General features: G+C 61.8%; 19 protein-coding genes. 14 read left to right on the forward strand and 5 right to left on the reverse strand.

The window, feature by feature from the left end:
- Position 1: 1 nt before the first annotated feature.
- Positions 2-550, forward strand: coding sequence for a peroxiredoxin (locus CEW89_RS05130; protein ID WP_066705000.1), 549 nt, complete (start codon positions 2-4; stop codon positions 548-550).
- Between the two features lie 132 nt (positions 551-682).
- On the opposite strand, the gene CEW89_RS05135 is transcribed toward CEW89_RS05130, so the two are convergent.
- Complete coding sequence (locus CEW89_RS05135; protein WP_066704998.1) at positions 683-1606, reverse strand: hydrogen peroxide-inducible genes activator; 924 nt, start codon at positions 1604-1606, stop codon at positions 683-685.
- A 488-nt stretch (positions 1607-2094) separates the two neighbouring features.
- A complete protein-coding gene (locus CEW89_RS05140; protein ID WP_096805150.1) occupies positions 2095-3273 on the reverse strand; it encodes a DUF6456 domain-containing protein in 1179 nt (392 codons plus the stop codon).
- A gap of 350 nt (positions 3274-3623) precedes the next feature.
- Between CEW89_RS05140 and CEW89_RS05145 the strand changes: the two genes are divergently transcribed.
- The 13 genes from CEW89_RS05145 (at position 3624) to CEW89_RS05205 (ending at position 15613) form a co-directional block, all read left to right on the forward strand.
- Positions 3624-3917, forward strand: a complete 294-nt coding sequence (locus CEW89_RS05145) for a DUF6477 family protein (RefSeq protein WP_096805151.1) — start codon at positions 3624-3626, stop codon at positions 3915-3917.
- 179 nt (positions 3918-4096) lie between these two features.
- Positions 4097-5668 carry a glutamine-hydrolyzing GMP synthase gene (gene guaA / locus CEW89_RS05150; protein WP_066704993.1) on the forward strand — a complete coding sequence of 524 codons (1572 nt, stop codon included), beginning with the start codon at positions 4097-4099 and terminating at the stop codon, positions 5666-5668.
- A gap of 57 nt (positions 5669-5725) precedes the next feature.
- On the forward strand, positions 5726-6697 hold the full coding sequence (locus tag CEW89_RS05155; protein WP_096805152.1) for a glycosyltransferase family 8 protein: 972 nt from the start codon (positions 5726-5728) through the stop codon (positions 6695-6697).
- A gap of 60 nt (positions 6698-6757) precedes the next feature.
- Positions 6758-7039, forward strand: coding sequence for a putative quinol monooxygenase (locus CEW89_RS05160; RefSeq protein WP_096805153.1), 282 nt, complete (start codon positions 6758-6760; stop codon positions 7037-7039).
- A complete protein-coding gene (locus CEW89_RS05165) occupies positions 7036-7932 on the forward strand; it encodes a DMT family transporter (protein WP_066704988.1) in 897 nt (298 codons plus the stop codon). The genes CEW89_RS05160 and CEW89_RS05165 overlap by 4 nt, the downstream gene beginning before the upstream one ends.
- Positions 7933-8100: 168 nt before the next feature.
- On the forward strand, positions 8101-9246 hold the full coding sequence (locus CEW89_RS05170) for an OmpP1/FadL family transporter (protein ID WP_096805154.1): 1146 nt from the start codon (positions 8101-8103) through the stop codon (positions 9244-9246).
- Between the two features lie 226 nt (positions 9247-9472).
- A complete protein-coding gene (locus CEW89_RS05175) occupies positions 9473-10390 on the forward strand; it encodes a DMT family transporter (protein WP_066704984.1) in 918 nt (305 codons plus the stop codon).
- Positions 10391-10458: 68 nt separating this feature from the next.
- Positions 10459-11331 carry an ATPase gene (locus CEW89_RS05180; RefSeq protein ID WP_096805155.1) on the forward strand — a complete coding sequence of 291 codons (873 nt, stop codon included), beginning with the start codon at positions 10459-10461 and terminating at the stop codon, positions 11329-11331.
- Positions 11332-11363: 32 nt separating this feature from the next.
- The gene (locus CEW89_RS05185) at positions 11364-12287 is read left to right on the forward strand and encodes a homoserine O-succinyltransferase (protein WP_096805156.1); all 924 of its coding nucleotides are present in this window, start codon (positions 11364-11366) and stop codon (positions 12285-12287) included.
- A 1-nt stretch (position 12288) separates the two neighbouring features.
- A complete protein-coding gene (locus CEW89_RS05190) occupies positions 12289-13224 on the forward strand; it encodes an alpha/beta fold hydrolase (RefSeq protein WP_096805157.1) in 936 nt (311 codons plus the stop codon).
- 45 nt (positions 13225-13269) lie between these two features.
- On the forward strand, positions 13270-14169 hold the full coding sequence (ppk2, locus tag CEW89_RS05195; protein WP_066704978.1) for a polyphosphate kinase 2: 900 nt from the start codon (positions 13270-13272) through the stop codon (positions 14167-14169).
- Positions 14170-14185: 16 nt separating this feature from the next.
- Complete coding sequence (locus CEW89_RS05200) at positions 14186-14803, forward strand: TetR/AcrR family transcriptional regulator (protein WP_096805158.1); 618 nt, start codon at positions 14186-14188, stop codon at positions 14801-14803.
- Positions 14804-14821: 18 nt separating this feature from the next.
- Complete coding sequence (locus CEW89_RS05205; protein WP_096805159.1) at positions 14822-15613, forward strand: alpha/beta hydrolase; 792 nt, start codon at positions 14822-14824, stop codon at positions 15611-15613.
- A gap of 1 nt (position 15614) precedes the next feature.
- On the opposite strand, the gene CEW89_RS05210 is transcribed toward CEW89_RS05205, so the two are convergent.
- Genes CEW89_RS05210 through CEW89_RS05220 form a run of 3 tightly spaced genes read right to left on the reverse strand, consistent with a single transcriptional unit; the run spans position 15615 to position 18432 of the window.
- A complete protein-coding gene (locus tag CEW89_RS05210; protein ID WP_096805160.1) occupies positions 15615-16730 on the reverse strand; it encodes an ABC transporter ATP-binding protein in 1116 nt (371 codons plus the stop codon).
- Positions 16730-17530 (reverse strand): ABC transporter permease, encoded by an 801-nt coding sequence (locus CEW89_RS05215; protein ID WP_096805161.1) that lies wholly within the window; start codon positions 17528-17530, stop codon positions 16730-16732. The genes CEW89_RS05210 and CEW89_RS05215 overlap by 1 nt, the downstream gene beginning before the upstream one ends.
- A complete protein-coding gene (locus CEW89_RS05220) occupies positions 17527-18432 on the reverse strand; it encodes an ABC transporter permease (RefSeq protein WP_096805162.1) in 906 nt (301 codons plus the stop codon). The genes CEW89_RS05215 and CEW89_RS05220 overlap by 4 nt, the downstream gene beginning before the upstream one ends.
- Positions 18433-18474 lie beyond the last annotated feature (42 nt).

Genomic DNA, 18474 nt, shown 5'->3' on the forward strand with positions numbered 1-18474 from the left:
CATGAAAGCCGGTTACAAACTGCCCGAAGTGACCTTCCACACCCGCGTTCGCGACGACAGCATCGGCGGTCCGAACCCGTTCAAATGGGAGGACAAGACCACCTCCGATTACTTCGCGGGCAAGCGCGTCGTGCTGTTCTCGCTGCCCGGCGCCTTCACGCCGACCTGCTCCACCTACCAGCTTCCGGGCTTTGAAAAAGGCTTCCCGGAGTTCAAGGAACTGGGCATCGACGCGATCTACTGCATGTCCGTGAACGACAGCTTCGTCATGAACAAATGGGCGCAATCTCAAGAACTTGAGAACGTCGGCGTGATCCCGGACGGCTCCGGCGAATTCACCCGCCGCGTCGGCATGCTGGTGCGCAAGGACAACCTCGGCTTCGGCCTGCGCTCCTGGCGCTACGCCGCCGTCGTCAATGACGGTGTGGTCGAAGCCTGGTTCGAAGAGCCGGGTCTGTGCGACAACCACGGCGAAGACCCCTACGGCGTCTCCTCCCCGGAGAACGTGCTCAAATGGCTCAAAGGCGAAGAAGCGGTCGCCGTCGCCTGATCCTCTCCCGGATCCGATCCTAAGAAAGGCCCGCAGGACATCCCTGCGGGCCTTTTCGCATCCGCAGCATCGCGCGATCTCGGAATACCGTCGCATACCGGGAATACCCGGAACGCATGGCTGATACGCGCCTCACGCCCGGCTTTGCGCCTCACACATCAACTCTTCCCCCGCATCCTTCAAAAGCGCCGCCAGCTCGGTGAACCACAGCTTCGCCTCCGTCGACTGCCGCCGCACCAGCGCCACCATGCGCTGCGGCTCCGGATCGGAAAAGCGCAGCACCGCCATCTCCGGGCTCGCCGCCATTTCGGAACAGAGCGCAATCTCCGGCAACAACGTCAGGCCAAAGCCCTGCGCCACCAACCCGCAAAGCGTCGCCAGAGACGAGGCCCCGAGATCGACCGACTGCCGGTTGCGTTTCAGCCCGCAGACCTCAAGTGCCTGATCGGCAAGGCAGTGGCCCTCATCGAGCAACAAAAGGGTGTCCGGCGACAACTCCGTCGGGCGCGGCACCGTGGCCTCGGTCAGCGCCGCGATCCGTGCCTGCGATCCGGCCAGGAGAAACCGGTCGGTAAAAAGCGGCTCGGCCAGCAACCCCTGGATGTCATACGGCAGCGCGATCACCGCCGCATCGAGTTTTCCCGCCGCCACCAGCGCGATCAGCTCCGCCGTCTGCGCCTCCCGCACCCGCATGTCGAGATCAAGCGCCGCCGCCTTGATCCGTGTGAGCGCCCGTGGCAGGAGATAGGGCGCGATGGTCGGGATCACCCCAAGCGCCAGCCGCCCGGTCAGGCCTTTCGAGAGCCGGATTTCCGCCTCCAGATCGCGGGTCATCGCCAGGATCTGCCGCGCCCGGTCCAAAACCACCTGCCCCGCCCGCGTCAGCCTTATGTCCCGCGGCAGCCGTTCGACCAGTTGCGTGCCGAGGCTTGCCTCCATTTCCTTGATCTGCTGCGACAGGGCGGGCTGGGTCACATGCACGGTCTCGGCCGCCTGCGAAAAGCTGCGAGTCTCGGCCAGCGCCACGAAATAGGTCATTTGTCTGAGTGTCAGCATGGCCCCTCCAGTCATTAGAAGAGCTAATATCAAATCACGGAAATTACAATTTCAATTGATCCCATAGCGGTGCTATTCCCGCTTCACCCCGCTGGCTAGGGGGCGCCCAAAGGGTCCTGACCGACCCGATGGGCACGGATCGCAAGCTCCGACTTGAGCAGGACCGCCCCGGATCGGTCCCACCTGAACACCCGGAGGTTTTGAGGCCTTCGGGTGCTTTTTTCAGGAGGCGGCAGAGCATTTGCCGGGTCAAAAACCCAGACCTACCGGCCCTCGCAAGGGTGCGAGGGCGTTCGCGCCTTGAAAAGGTCCACTGGACCTTTCAATCTGGCCACAGGCCAGACCGGCCGGGGCTCCGCCCGTAAAATCCTCAAACGCTCCACTGGAGCGTTTGCCGGGGCCATGCCCCGAACCGGCCGGGGCTCCGCCCGTAAAATCCTCAAACGCTCCACTGGAGCGTTTGCCGGGGCCATGCCCCGAACCGGATTTTACCCAATCAAATTCGAATACCCCGCCTCGTCGTAATGCTTTTTCAACCGCTGCAACGCGATCCGCAGCACGATCTTGCCCGAGCGCGCCGACCAGCCCATGCGCTTCTCCGCCTGCTCCATCCCTTCAAGAAAGCAACAACAGCGCAGCGCCACATCGCCAAGCCCCGGCCCGAGATCGCCAAGCGCCGCCGCAACCCGCGCTTTCGCCGCCTCCGACCCGAAACCGTTGACGTCCCCCGTCACCTGCCGTGCCTCGATCAGAAACCGCTCCCAGTTCACGCCGCCCGCGCCCATCTGCGCCAGTTCGAAATCCTCGCGCAGCCGCTCCGCCGCCGCCACAAGCTCCGGCAAGAGGAACATCGCACCATCCTTGTCGCGCCGCCGCGCCAGCACCATCACCGGGCTTTCCGCGGCATTGTAGCGAATGCGCTTCGGACGATCCTCCGCCTGCGTTTCATCGCGAAATACAAAGCCGCCGGACCCGGCATCGAACCGCGTCGGCGCTTCGGCAAAGCCTGCCCGCGCGCTTTCGTCTTCGGCGAGAAACCCGCGCAGCGCCGCGCGCCCCGCCGCCGTGATCGTGTAGCGCGTGATCTTGCCCTTGGCATTGGCCACAATCCAGTCCTTGAGCGCCATCGCCTGCGCAATGGGACGGTCGAGCACCGCCGTGCGCGCTGTGCGCCCGTCCGGCAGATCGCGCACGACCACGGCCTTTTCCATATCCTTGGCCACCGCCAGACAGGCCCCCGGCTCCGACAGGCGACGCAGGATGCGGCGGGCTTCGCGGGCGATGGTCGCGTCATCCGGCGGCGTGGTGCCGGTCGGCTCGGAGAACGGGCTGTGGTCGGTCATGGAGTCCTTGTCCTTGCTGTCCTGAATGTCCGGGGAGGTCTGAAAATGCGGGTGCGCGTGCAACGACGGATCGACCCCGGGCGCGGCCTTCGGTGCAAGACGGCTGAGCGAAGACAGCGCCTCGTCGATCAGCGGGTCGTCCCGCTTCTGTTCGAGCTTGCGCACCTGGCGCAGCACGGTCGAGGGCGCACAGCCGCCGCGCCGCGCAAGTTCACGGATCGTGTCGCCGCTTTCCGTATGCGCCAGATAGCGCTTGGCCTCCTGTGGCACCCATTTCGGAAGCTGCCCCCCGGCTCCGGCGGTTCCTTTCCTAGTTTCCAGCATATTTCCCCCAGCGTTCAGAATAATTGTTTCCATTTTTGATACAGTTAAGGTTTGGGCCCCTCACAAAACAGGCAGATATCCACTGGATCTTCACAGGTTATCCCCCGTTTTATCCCGAATCCTGCCTCAACCATGAGTTGCATTGGTTACGCAAAGGTTAACTGTTTCTCGCTCTGCCATTATCGTTTCTTAAATATAAACAATAACGCCACGCACCGCCCTCAATTAGGAAACAATACGCAACACACGCTTAGGTTGTGCAAAGCTCCTTTCATATCGTTTCAACCACGACCCGCCGCCTGACATCGGACATTCCGTCGAACAGGCGCGACACCAACAGGAGACCTGCCATGACCGACGTCACGACCCTGCTTGCCGCCCTGCGCCGTCCCCGCCTTTTGATCCGCGCCGCACGCTTCGGACTGGAACATTACAACCGCAATCATGACCTCAAACGCGTCATGCGCAGCGCCACCGCCCCCTCGCCCGCCCGCGCCCTCACCGCGTTGATCGAGGAAGAGGCCCGCATGGAAGACATCCGCCGTTCGGGCGATGCCACCTATAATGTCACCCGCCATGTCGAGGTTCTGATCGCACTGATGGGCGAGGCCCGTTTGTTGCCGCAGAAGCAACAGACCGCCTGACCGGCCCCGTTCAAAGGCCACCCGACAGACCATCCCCCTGTACCGCCCCCGTTTCCGCCCCCGTTTCCGCCTCCTCCCGGCCGAAACGGGGGCTTTTTTATGGGCGCTTTTTCGGTGTGAAACGCCGGAATACGGAAATCCATCTTGCCTGAATCCGTCCGCGCGCATAAAGGCAGGGCATGACCCAGATTTCCCATGACCGCCTCCTCATCATTGACTTTGGTTCTCAGGTGACGCAGCTCATCGCGCGCCGTCTGCGGGAGCTGAATGTCTATTGCGAAATCCACCCCTATCAGAAGGTCACCGAAGAGAGCCTCAAGGAATTTGATCCGCGTGCGATCATCTTCTCCGGCGGACCGGATTCGGTGATGCGCGAGGGCTCGCCCCGCCCGCCGAAAGCGGCCTATGAGCTGGGCGTGCCGATCCTCGGCATCTGCTACGGCCAACAGGTGATGATGCACGATCTGGGCGGTCGTGTCGAAGCGGGCGAACATGCCACCGCCGAATTCGGCCGCGCCTATGTGACCCCGACCAAAGATCACACCGATCTCCTGAACGGCTGGTTCATGGATGCGACCGGCAAGGAACAGGTCTGGATGTCCCACGGCGACCACGTCGCCGAGATCGCGCCGGGCTTTGAGGTCTACGGCACAAGCCCTGGTGCGCCTTTCGCCATCACCGCCGACACCGAGCGCCGTTTTTACGCCGTGCAATTCCACCCGGAAGTGCACCACACGCCCAATGGCGCGACGCTCTACGAGAATTTCATCAAACTTGCGGGCTTCTCCGGCGACTGGACCATGGGCGCGTATCGCGAAGAGATGATCGCGAAAATCCGCGAACAGGTCGGCGACAAGAAAGTCATCTGTGCCCTGTCCGGCGGCGTCGACAGTTCCGTCACCGGCATCCTGCTGCACGAGGCGATCGGCGATCAGCTCACCTGCGTCTTCGTCGATCACGGCCTTCTGCGTCTCGGCGAAGCCGAGCAGGTCGTCAACATGTTCCGCGAGAACTACAACCTCAATCTGATCCATGCCGACGAGAGCGATCTTTTCCTCGGCGCGCTCGAAGGCGTGTCCGACCCGGAAGTGAAGCGCAAAACCATTGGCAAGCTGTTCATCGACGTGTTCCAGAAATACGCCGATCAGATCGAAGGTGCCGAATTCCTCGCGCAAGGTACGCTCTATCCCGACGTGATCGAATCCGTGTCCTTCTCCGGTGGCCCCTCGGTGACGATCAAATCGCACCACAACGTCGGCGGGTTGCCGGAAAAAATGGGCCTCAAGCTCGTTGAACCGCTGCGTGAGCTGTTCAAGGACGAGGTCCGCGCGCTGGGTCACGAGCTGGGCCTTCCGGCCTCCTTCATCGGGCGCCATCCCTTCCCCGGCCCGGGTCTTGCGATCCGCTGCCCCGGCGAAATCACCCGCGAGAAACTCGACATCCTGCGCAAAGCGGACGCGGTCTACATCGACCAGATCCGCAAACACGGGCTCTACGACGAGATCTGGCAGGCCTTCGCCGCCATCCTGCCGATGCGCACCGTGGGCGTGATGGGCGACGGGCGCACCTATGACTATGCGCTGGCGCTGCGCGCCGTGACCTCGGTCGATGGCATGACCGCGGATTACTACCCGTTCACCCACGAGTTCCTCTCTGAGACCTCCACCCGGATCATCAACGAGGTCAAAGGCGTGAACCGCGTGTTCTACGACTGCACCTCGAAGCCGCCGGGAACCATCGAGCTGGAATAAGTCCAAGTCTCAACATGCCCTGCTTTGGGGCATGTTCCAGTTTTAAAGCCTATATTGATGTCAGACCCTGCCCATTTTTCCTACGTATTCAACCGCGGCTATGCGTTTCCGTCTCTGGTGTCGTTGTCGTCTTTGCTGCGCCAGAGCCGCAAAGGCTGCGACGTTCTTCTCCTGACCGACTGCGCGGTGCCGCGGTTCAAGGCCGCCTTGGACTGCCTGCGCGAGCGCCATCCCGAATCTCGGATCAACCTCGTCGAAGACCCGACCCTCCCTAGTGCGGATCACCCCCTGGCGCATAAGGTGCGGCTGCAAAACTTCTGGCAGCTGTCTCTCTATAAGATCCTGCCGCGCAAAAGCCTTGCGATCGACGGCGACACTTTGGTGATGGAAGACCCTGTGGAGGCCTATGAAACACCTCTGGGACAACATGCCATCGCCGCCGCACCCGATTATCACTTTCAGGACCTCTATTACCGAAAGCGGTACTACCGGCGCTTCTATCCGTTCGAGCAAAACAAATGGCGCGACATTCCCGCCATCCTTTGTAAGAGCAAACGCGACATTCCCTTGCGCCACTACTGCAACAACGGCATCGTCCTGATCGACATGCCGAAACTGCGCGCTACGGGATGGGCGGACCGTCTTTGCGATCTCGACACCTGCCTGAGCACCAAACTGGAAAAAGGTTGGGAACACAACGATCAGGACTGGATGAATTTTATGTTCGCCGGACGGATCGCGCCGATGTCGCTCCGGTGGAATTTCCAGATCATGCTGATCGTGCCAAGCCGAACACGCAAACGCTACACACCCCGCCATATGCGCAAAGACTACAAAGACGGCTTTGCCCGCCCCGGCATCCTGCATTTCGCCGGAGATCGGAAACCCTGGCGGGACATGGAGACCGACACGGACCTGAACACTCTGCATCGCGAGGCCTTCCTGCATTGGCGCAAAGAGGCTGAGCGTCTTTCGGAGGAAACAGGGATGGACATCCGCCACCTTTGCAACGACCCTTTGGCTGCTTGACACGTGTATTCATTGCCAAAATAACGCAGGCGTGTCGGGCACAGGGAGGAGACAAGAACCATGGCTGGCAAAGTGATGCTCAGCGGCACCCTGACCTGCGCCGCCCATGAGGTCGACCATGTTCTGGCGCTGATGCCGGAACATATCCGCCTCTCACGCGCCGAACCGGGATGCCTCCAGTTCGAACTCTGGCAGGACGAGGTGCGCCCCACCGAATTCCACGTCACCGAAGTCTTCCGCGACGCGCGCGCCTTCGAGGCCCATCAGGACCGCGCCCAAAGCTCCGACTGGGGACGTGTCACCCATCACATGCAGCGCGATTTCCGGAAGACCGACGCATGAGTCAGGAGAGCCACCCACTCAAGGCCGCGCTCTGGATGAGTGGCGCACTCGCGGGATTCTCCGCCATGGCCGTCGCCGGGCGCAAACTCGCCGGTCATCTCGATACGTTCGAAATCCTCGGCTACCGCTCGCTCGTGGGGCTCGTGATCGTACTCACCATCGCCGTGGCACAACGCCGTCTCAAGGAATTCCGGCCCAAGGCCATGGGCCTCCACATCGGCCGCAACCTCGGGCATTTCGCCGGTCAGAACCTCTGGCTCTACGCCCTGACCCTCATTCCCATGGCCCAGCTCTTCGCGCTGGAATTCTCCTACCCGATCCTCGTGGGCCTCGGCGCCACGATCTTTCTCGGGGAAAAGATGACACCGACGCGGGCGCTCACCTCCGCCATGGGCTTTGTCGGCATCCTGATCGTCGCCCGGCCCTTCGGCGGTGCGCTTTCCATCGGGTTGATTGCCGCCATGCTCTGTGCCCTCGGTTTCGCCGCCTCGGCGCTGTTCACCAAGCGCCTGACGCTCACCGCCCATGTCACCGTTCTCTCGATCATGTTCTGGATGGTCACGCTGCAACTGATCTTCGGTCTGGTCTGTGCGCTGGCCGACGCCGATGTCGCCCTGCCGCGTCTTCAGGATGTGCCTTGGGTGATGGTCGTTGCCGTCGCCGGACTCGGCGCGCATTTCTGCCTGACCACGGCATTGTCGCTGGCGCCCGCCTCCATTGTCACGCCCATCGACTTCCTGCGCCTGCCGATCATCGCGGTCATCGGCATGGCCTTTTACAATGAGAGCATCGACATCTGGGTGTTCATCGGCGCGGCGATCATTTTTTCCGCCAATTACATCAATATCTTGTCCGAAAACCGCCGGATGTCCCGCTTGTCCCGCCCCGCCTGATGCAGAAAAGCCATGGTCGGGCGGTTGCAACCATGACGCGGCGTCAGAATTGCTTGAAATCTTGTCGCAGCTTAGGCTGATTGGACAATAAGAGCGGCAATTCGCTCACCACGACACTTTAAAAAGATCTAAGGAGCGGGCCTCAGTGCCCGTCAGGGATGGAGATCAATGAAAAACACGACACTTCTGGCGGCCTCCGCGGCCGTCGCAGCCATCAGTGCCGCCACCGGAGCTTATGCGGGCGGCATGGATCGGTCCCGTCAATCCATCGCACCGCTGTTTGAGACCGGCAGCTATGTGGAATTCAGCTTCGGCTCCGTCAGCCCGGATGTTTCCGGGGCCTATCCTGTCATGCCCGGTTATGAGCTCGACGCAGGCGATGTAACCCCGTCTTTCAACATGGTGGGTGGTGCCTACAAACGCGACCTCAACGACAAACTGTCCTTCGCGCTGATCATCGACCAGCCCTTCGGCGCGGATGTGTCTTATGGTGGCAACACGAGCTATCCGATTGCCGGGTCCAACGCCTCGGTGGACACCACCGCTGTGACGGCCATTTTGCGCTACAAATTCGATGATCGTTTCTCGGTCTATGGTGGTGTGCGCAACCTGAGCTCCGAAGGTAATGTCTATTTGAACATTCCGGTTCCAAACTCACCGGGCAGCACATTCCCCTATGCGATGGAAACCTCGACCGAAAACGACTGGGGCTATCTCGTCGGTGCCGCCTATGAGATCCCGGACATCGCGCTGCGCGCAAGCCTGACCTTCAACTCCGAGATCGACATCAGCTTCGACACGCATGAAGTGTCGGTCGCTATCGCAGATCAGAGCAATCCGACCGGAACGCTCGACAGTTCGATGGACGTAACGATGCCGAAATCGGTGAACTTCGACTTCCAGACCGGGATCGCCGCCGATACGCTTCTGATGTTCTCGGCCCGCTGGGCAGAATGGACCACCACGACCATCACCCCGACCGCTTACGAAGCAATCATTCACGACAACCTTGTCGACCACTCCGACGACACGATCTCCTACAGCCTCGGCCTTGGCCGTCGTTTCAACGACAAGCTCTCCGGCTCGTTCTCCATCGGCTATGAAAAGGCCTATGGCGGGATCTCCGGCAACCTGTCGCCGACCGACGGTTACAAATCCGTCGCGGCCGGTCTGAAATATCAGATCACCGATCAGACCGCGATTTCCGGTGGCGTCAGCTACGCCTGGATCGGCGACACCACCACTTCGGTGGGCGGCGAGTTCGAAGACAACTCCGCCATCGGTTTCGGCATCAAGCTGTCGCATCACTTCTGATCCGACCTCTGCCCCCCATCGAAAGGCCCTGCGAGATCGCAGGGCCTTTTTCGTGGCGCTCCATGCCCGACAAAAGTCCGACACAAGTCCGACGCTTTGCCGACAACGGTTTCGGGCCCTTTTACTGTCCCTTCCGAGCGAAAACCGTGATCCGCGTTTGCACAAATTCCGGTTTGCCTCCGGGGCCCGCTCAGGCGATTTTGCAGCGAACACATAAGGAAAGATCATGGCCCCGCAAAAGACCATCTCCGCCGCCGCATGGGCCGGGCTGTTTGCCATGGGCTTTCTCTGGGGCTGTTCCTTTCTCGCCGTCGCGATCCTCATCCGCGAGCTGCCGATCTACTGGGTCGTGGCGGGCCGGGTCTCCATCGCCGCCGTGGTGCTTTGGGGCTACATCATGCTCAAGGGTCTGCCCGTGCCGAAAATTTCCCAGTATTTATGGCGGTTTATCCTTGTCGGCGCCTTGACCTCCGCGATCCCCTTCCTGCTGATCACATGGGCGCAGCGGCACATCCCCTCTGGGCTTGCGGGCATTCTCAACGCCTCGACCGCGATCTTCGGCGTGCTCTTTGCGGCGCTGATCTTTGCCGATGAAAAACTGGGATGGCGCAAGGGAACCGGTGTGGCGCTCGGCGTGCTGGGCATCGTCGCCGTGATCGGCCCGGAGGCGCTTCAGTCCTTCGACCTGACCTCTCTGGGCCAGCTTGCCATGATCGCCGCAACCATGTCCTACGGGGTCTCGAACTCCGTCGGGCGCATCCTGCTCTCCGACCTGCGCCCCGAGGTGGCCGCCGCCGGCATGCTCTCCGGAGCCGCCCTCATCGCGCTTCCGGTCGCCTTTTTCGTCGCGGGCGCCCCGCCCGTGTCGCTCAAGCCCGAAACCTGGGGCGCGCTGCTCTATCTCTCGGTGATGTCGACCAGCCTCACCTATATCATTTACTACAAGGTGATGGCCGCGGCCGGTGCGGGCAACACCTCGCTCACCACCCTTATCGTCGCCCCCGTCTCCATCGCTCTTGGCGCACTCGTTCTGGGCGAAAGCCTGCCACCACAGGCCTATCTCGGCTTCGGCCTGATCGCGCTCGGGCTTCTGGTGATCGACGGGCGGATTTTGACCCGGCTGCGGGGCAAGGATACGGCTTAACCCTTGCGAGCGGGCGCGCGCCGTGGCACCACCGAACCCGACCAACAGGGCCCGACAGGAACAGACGGATGACATACGAAACAGGTGCACAGTGGCAGGAGTGCGGGCGCAAGCGGCTCATTCTCTTTGGCATGTCGGGTCTCGGCAAGACCGTGATCTCCAACATGCTGCGCGGCACGGGGGAATGGTATCACTACTCGATCGACTACCGCATCGGCACGCGCTACCTCGGCGAAGCCATTGACGACAATCTGAAAAAGGTTGCGATGCGCGAGCCGTTCCTGCGCGAACAATTCCTCTCCGACAGCATCTACATCAAGGCCAACCTGACCTTCGACAACCTCGCACCGGTGTCCTATTTTCTCGGCAAACCCGGCTCCGAAGCCCTGGGTGGCATCCCCATGGCCGAGTTCCGCCGCCGTCAGGCCCTGTTCCGCCGTGCCGAAGAAGCCGCCCTGCTCGACACTGGTCATTTCATCGACCGGGCGCAGGCGCTTTACGGCTATCCGCATTTCGTCTGCGACACCGGCGGCTCGATCTGTGAATGGGTCGATCCCGAGAACGCGCAGGACCCGATCCTCAAGGCGCTCTCCGACGAGGCGCTTCTGGTCTGGATCAAAGGCTCCGAGGCCCATACCGAAGAGTTGATCCGCCGCTTCGACAAGGCGCCGAAGCCGATGGCCTATCAGCCGGAATTTCTGGCTGCGATCTGGGAGGAATATCTCGCCGCCAAGGAGGTCACGGAAGACGCGGTCAACCCGGACGATTTCATCCGTTACACCTATGCCCGCGCCCTTGCACATCGCCAGCCGCGCTACAAGGCGATGGCCGACAACTGGGGCATCACGCTCGATTATGAGGACGTCAAACGGATCGAGGGTCCCGACGACTTCTCCGCCCTGATCGCCACGGCGCTTGATAATCGTCCAAAAGAGTCCTAAATCACCTAGCCTTACCCATAAGGAGCGCTCACATGCCCATCACCCTGCCCGAAAACCTTCCCGCCTATGACGTGCTCTCGGCCGAGGGTGTGATGGTCATGGGCGAAGGCCGGGCAGCGACGCAGGAAATCCGGCCGCTCAAGATCGCGCTTCTGAACCTGATGCCGAAGAAAATTCAGACGGAAAACCAGTTTGCCCGTCTGATCGGCGCCACGCCGTTGCAGATTGATTTTCACCTGATCCGCATGAGCGAGCATCAGACGAAAAACACCGCCGCCGAGCATATGGAGCAGTTCTACCGCCCCTTCTCCGAGGTCAAAGCCTCCGGCGAGAAGTTCGACGGGCTGATCATCACCGGCGCACCGATCGAGCATCTGCCCTTCGAAGAGGTCACCTATTGGGACGAGCTCAAAGAGGTGTTCGACTGGACCCAGAGCCATGTGTTTTCCACCTTCGGCGTCTGCTGGGGCGGCATGGCGATGATCTATTACTTCCACGGGGTGCAGAAACACATCCTCGATCACAAGGCCTTTGGCCTGTTCCAACAGGAAAACCTCGCCCCAAGCTCGCCCTATCTGCGCGGGTTCTCGGACCTGTGCTACATCCCGGTGAGCCGCTGGACGGAAATGCGTCAGGCGGAGATCGACGCTGTGCCCGGCCTCGTGCCGCTTCTCGGGTCCGACGAGACAGGGCCGTGCCTCGTGCAGGACCCGGATCACCGCGCGCTCTACATCTTCAACCATTTCGAATATGACACCGGCACGCTGAACGAGGAATATCAGCGCGATGTGGCCGCCGGCAAACCCATCGTCCTGCCGGAGCATTACTATCCGAACGACAACCCTTCGCTGCGTCCGATGAACCGCTGGCGCTCGCACGCGCATCTGCTTTACGGCAACTGGATCAACGAGATCTATCAGACGACGCCCTACAAGCTGGAAGACATCGGCAACTGAGGTGGCCACCCGCGCGCCGCATCCGCTGACTGAAATGCCGCTTCGGCGCGGGCCGATGCGGGCGCTCAAAACCCGGCGCAAGGGCGATCTGATCGAAACGCCTTCGGGCGCGGCGATCCATGTCGAGAGCTATGGCCCCCCCGAATCCAGCCCCGTTGTGCTGATCCATGGCGCGTCGGGTTCGACTTATGACATGAATTTCGCCCTTGCCCCGGCTCTGGCACAAGGCCACCGCGTCTATGCCGTGGACCGTCCCGGCTATGGCCACAGCCCCCGGATGCGCGACGAAAGCCTTGCCGCTCAGGCGCGTGTCCTGCGCGACGCCATTGCCATTGTGGAGCCGCGCACGCCGGTCGTTCTGGGCCAGTCCTATGGCGGCGCCGTGGCGCTTCGCTGGGCGCTCGATGCGCCCGGCACGCTTGCGGCCCTCGTGCTGGTCTCTTCGCCCTCGCATGACTGGGAAACCGGCCATCCGCTGCTGCACCGCACGCTGGCCGCGCCCATTCTCGGCTGGTGGGCGGCGGAGCTGATTTCGCTCACCGTGCCGGAGTTCATCGTCGAACAGCGTCTGGCCGAGGTCTTCGCCCCCGATCCGGTGCCCGACGGCTATGCCGAGCATTTCCAGCCGCGCAAGTCGATCCACCCGCCCCGGCACCGGATGAACGCCCGCCAGCGCATCGCGCTGCGTGACGAGATCAGGGCCATGGTGCCGCGCTACGATACGCTCACCCTGCCGATCGAGAGTATCCACGGCACGGCGGATGTCATCGTCCCAGACAGCGTGCATGCTCTGGCGCTTGCCGCGCGCCTGCCCTCGAACCGCCTCACGCGGCTCGAAGGCATCGGCCATATGCCGCATCACGCCGCGACAGAGGCGGTGGTCGCCGCCGTCGCGCGCGCCACGTCACGGGCTGCCGCACGTTGCAACCGGGGCTGAAAAACCCCATAGTGTTAAAGAGATTAACACGGAAAGCCACGCGCCATGCCCGACAAATCCCCTGATCTGCCCTTTGGCGGGGCCATTTCCCGCTATTTCGAAAAGGACGCGCCGAAATCCATCCGCAAGGCGGTCGAGGACGGCGGCAAGAAGGAAATCCTCTCGCCCTCCTTCCCCTATGAGACCTGGATGAAGAAGGCCGAGTACGAGGCGGAGATCGAGGCACTGCAACTCGAACTGGTCAAGATGCTTTCTGATGTGCGCGAGACCGGCAAGCGCATCGTCGTGGTCTTCGAAGGCCGCGACGCGGCGGGCAAGGGCGGCACGATCAAACGCTTTCGCGAGAATTTGAACCCACGTTCGGCACGGATCGTGGCCCTGTCGAAACCGACCGAGCGCGAGGCCGGGCAATGGTATTTCCAGCGCTATATCGACCACCTGCCGACGGCGGGGGAAGTCGTCTTGTTCGACCGCTCATGGTACAACCGCGCCGTGGTCGAAAAGGTCTTCGGCTTTTGCAGCGATGAGCAGCGCGAGAAATTTTTCCACCAACTCCCCGAGTTCGAGGAGATGCTGGTCTCCGAAGGCATCCAGCTTTTCAAGATCTGGCTCAATGTCGGGCGCGCCGAACAGCTCCGACGGTTTCTGGCGCGCGAGAGCGATCCGCTGAAACAATGGAAACTGTCCTCGATCGACGTCGAGGGGCTGAAACGCTGGGACGAGTATACGAAAGCGATTTCCGAGACCATGGAGCGCAGCCACACGCTGATCGCGCCCTGGACGGTGATCCGCTCCGACGACAAATACCGCGCGCGGCTGAATGCGATCCGCTCGGTGCTTTCGAAAATCGACTACAAGGGCAAGAACGCCAGAAATCTCGGCGAGATCGACCCGAAAGTCGTTGACGGGCCGAAGCTTCTGATCACCGGCGACGCAGACGAATAAGCGGGGCGATTGAGCGGTGAGCAAACGCGGCTATCATCACGGCAACCTGAAACAGGCCCTCATCGACGCGGCCTTGCAGTTGATCGAGGAAAAGGGCCCGACCGGCTTCACCCTCTCGGAGGCCGCGAAAACTGCGGGCGTGACCCCGGCGGCAGTCTATCGCCATTTCGAGGGGCGTGAGGATCTGATCGCGGAGATTGCGTTGCAGGGCTTCGAGGCGTTCGCCGACCTGCTCAACTACGCTTACGACACCGGCCAGCCCTCGGCGCTGGCGTCCTTCGAGGCGGTCGGGCGCGCCTATCTGGCCTTTGCCCGCAAATACCCCGGCCATTACATAGCGATGTTCGAAAGCGGCATCTCCATGCAACGCTCGCCCGAGCTTTTCGCGGTCGCAAACCGCGCGCTCGGGGTGCTGGAACGCGCCGCCGATCAGCTTGCGCAGCAGATCCCCGAGGGCAAACGCCCGCCGCCACAGATGTTTGCCGCGCATGTCTGGGCCATGGCGCATGGCGTGGTCGAGCTTTTCGCGCGCGGCACCCCCGGCGCGCGCGTCCCTTTCCCGCCCGAAGACCTTTTGGAAACCGGAATCGGGATATACTTGCGTGGATTGGGGCTCATTCCACAGGATACGTAAGCCCCGCAAAGGAGGCATATGTCTGGTTTCACACGCAGAACCCTGATTGCTGGCGGCGCGGCGGCACTTGCCTGCCCCTCCCTGCTTTGGGCCAGAGACAAGACTGAGACCCGGAGCTACGGCGCGGATGTGCTCGACATTTTCCGCGCCCACGCGCCACGCGGGGCGGTGATTTACATCCATGGCGGGGCATGGCGGGCCGGATCGCGCAAGGCGGTCGATGCCAAACCGGCATGGATCAACGCGATGAACCTCGATTTCGTCTCCATCGACTATCCGATGTTGCCGAAAACCCCGGTGACCGGTCAGATCAGGGCAGTGCGGCAGGCAATCGACTGGTGCTTCGCCCATGTCGCCAAACCAGATCGCACGATTGTCATGGGCCATTCGGCGGGGGCGCATCTCGCCGCCATGGCGACGCTCACCGGATGGGAGCCACGCCCGGCGGGCGTCATCGTCAACGACAGCGGCGCGGTCGACCTGATCACATTGGCGCGTGTCAATGAAGGCCACCTGCCCTTCGGAACCGCGAGCGCGTTCAAGGACCGCGCGCAATGGGGAGCACTCTCCCCCGCCTACAACCTCGCCAAGACCCTGCCGCCCATTCTGGCAATCTGGTCGGGGGCGCGGGGCCACGGGCTGGCGATGTCGAATTTCGTCACTGTGGCGCGCTCCAGAGGCGCGAATGTCAGCCTGTTCGACGGATCGGCCTACCGCCATGCCGAGGTGAACCGCACGCTCGGCACGGGCAAGATCCCCGATCTGGAACGCGCAGTGACAGGATTCGTGACCAAGGCGCTGCGGCGGTAAGTTACTGATCCGCCCCGAAGACCACCAGCGCCCCCGGCGACCAGCTCACGCGGGCCGAGGCACCGACGTCCAGAACATCCCGGCCGAAAATGTTGCGCATCGAAATGCGCACCGGCTTTTCGACGCCTTCGAAACGCACGTCATAATAGGTCATGTCACCGTAATAGACGACCTCCTCGACCTTGGCGGGGGCTTCGCGGTGGGTGGCGGTCTGACCTTCGTAGAGGATGGTCAGGGTTTCAGGCCGAAAGCCCACGGTCGCCTCGCCCAAGGGCACGCCTGCGGGGCATTGCCCCTCGGCGATCTCCGCCTCGCCGAGCCCCGCGACCGAGGCAATATATGTGCCGTTCTCTTCGCGCACTGTGGCCGGAAGGAAGTTCATCACCCCAATGAAATCCGCCACGCGTTTCGATTTCGGACGGCGATAGAGCACTTCCGGGTCGTCGCATTGCACGATTTCGCCCTCGAACATGACGGCGATCCGGTCGGACATCACGAGCGCCTCTTCCTGATCGTGGGTCACGAGGATGAAGGTGATACCCACCTCGCGTTGCAGCTTGATCAGCTCCACCTGCATCTGTTCGCGCATCTTGCGGTCGAGCGCGGAGAGCGGTTCGTCGAGAAGCAGAACCTTGGGTTTCAGCACAAGCGCGCGGGCCAGAGCCACCCGTTGACGTTGCCCACCGGACAAAGCATGCGCCGCGCGGTGGCCGTAGCCCTTGAGGCCGACCATCTCCAAAGCGTCCTCGGCGGCCTTGGTTTTCTCCGCTTTCGACATCGGCGATTTGCGCAGACCGAAGGCGACGTTCTGCAACACGGTGAGGTGCGGGAAGATGGCGTAGCTCTGGAACACCATGTTCGTGGGCCGTTTGTTGGCCGGAACCCCGCGCATGTCACGCCCGGAGATCAGCACGTAACCGCTATCGTAATCCTCGAACCCTGCGATGGTACGTAAAAGCGTGGTCTTGCCACAGCCGGACGGCCCGAGGAGCGAAAAGAACTCGCCCGTACCGATCTCGAGATTGATGCCCCGGAGCGCATGGTAGTCGCCGTAGTGCTTTTCCACGTTTTGAAGCGTGATCAGCGCGGGACCTGTCGGTTTTTTCTTGATGGTCATTAGAGGAAGCCCCCGGTGTCTTTAAGGCCTGCGCGTTTGGCGCCACGGCGGCGGAAGAATTCGGCAATCACGATGAGCAGTACGGAGAGCACGACGAGGATCGTGCCAAGCGCCATGACCGCCGGAAGAAGTTTCGGGAATCGCATCATCGAGAACAGGTAGACCGGCAGGGTCGGCTCAGCCCCTGTGAGGAAGAAGGCGATGATGAACTCATCCATCGAGATGGTGAAGGAAATCAGAAGCGCGGAGATGATCCCCGGCATGACGAGCGGCAATGTCACCAGACGGAAGGTCGAGGCGGGCGTCTCCCCCAGATCATAGGCCGCCTCTTCGAGCGACGGGTCGAGAGAGGCGAAGGCCGATTGCAGGATGGCGATGGCAAAGGGCGTACAAATGAGTGTATGGCCCGCGATCACCGACCAGGCCCCGGTGTCAAACCCCATGCGCAGGATCACGATCAGCAGCGAGACCGCGACAATGATCTCCGGCAGTACCAGAGGCAGCATGATAAAGCCCATGATGCCCTTTTGCCCCGGAAACGTATAGCGCGTCGCCGCCATGGCCGCGAAAATCCCGAGGATCGTGGCGAGCACGGCGGAAGTCAGCGCGATCTTGAGCGAGTTCAACAGCGCACCATGCATTTCGGTCAGCGTCAGGAGCGTGGTGAACCATTCGGTCGTAAAGCTCGTGAGCGGGAAGGCGATGACCGTCGAGCTGTTGAAAGCGAAGAGCGGCAGCAGAAAGATCGGCGCGTAGAGGAAGATCAGATAGAGGATGGCGTAGGTTTTGAGCGGTTTCATTTGCGGCGCCCTCCTTTGTTCCCGCCTGCGGCCTTGTTGCCCAGGAGCATGAAGGCGATGGCGATCACCGCGACGATGAGCATGGCGAGCACCGCCAAAGTGGCCCCCAGAGGCGCGTTGTTGAGGCGCAGGAACTGGGTCTGGATCATGTTGGCGATCATCAGACCACCCGGACCGCCGACAAGGCGCGGGGTCACATAGTCACCGATGGTCGGGATAAAGACAATCAGCACGGCGGCAACCACGCCGGGCGCGGCCAGCGGCAGGGTGACGCGCAGGAAGGTCATCGTGCGGCTTTCACCGAGATCGCGGGAGGCCTCCAGAAGCGAGCGGTCGATCTTTTCGAGCGCCACGAAGATCGGCAGGATCGCAAAGGGCGCATAGGCATGGGCCAGCGTGATCACCACGGCGTTGACGTTATAGAGGATGAAACTCATCGGCTCCTCGATCACGCCCACGGCCAGAAGCCCGGAGTTCAGCACACCGTTGTAACCAAGGATCACTTTCCACAGGAACACGCGGATCAGATAGGAGGTCCAGAACGGGATGGTGATCAGAAAGATCCAAAGGGATTTATGCTCCGGCTTCACCCCGAAGGAGACGAAATAGGCAATCGGGAAGGCCAGAACCACCGTGATCGTCGTCACCAGCCCCGACACCATCAGCGAGCGCAGCATGAGCTGGCGATAGAGCGGATCGGTCAGCGCCTCTTTGTAATTGGCCAGGGTAAACGCGGTGTCGAAATCGCGCACGCCCGTCTGAGTCCAGAAGGAAATCACCACAATCGCCACCAGAGGCACCGCCAGCAGCAAAAGCGCATAAAGGGCGGTCGGTGACACGAGCATCACGCCAACCCCCTGCTCCGAACGGAAGAACCGCCGTATCTTGTCACCGAATGTCATGCCCTCTTCCCCTGGACCCACCTGTGAGAACCGCTTTTCCCG

Origin of the sequence: Celeribacter ethanolicus, from assembly GCF_002407265.1 — a bacterium.
GTDB lineage: Bacteria > Pseudomonadota > Alphaproteobacteria > Rhodobacterales > Rhodobacteraceae > Celeribacter > Celeribacter ethanolicus.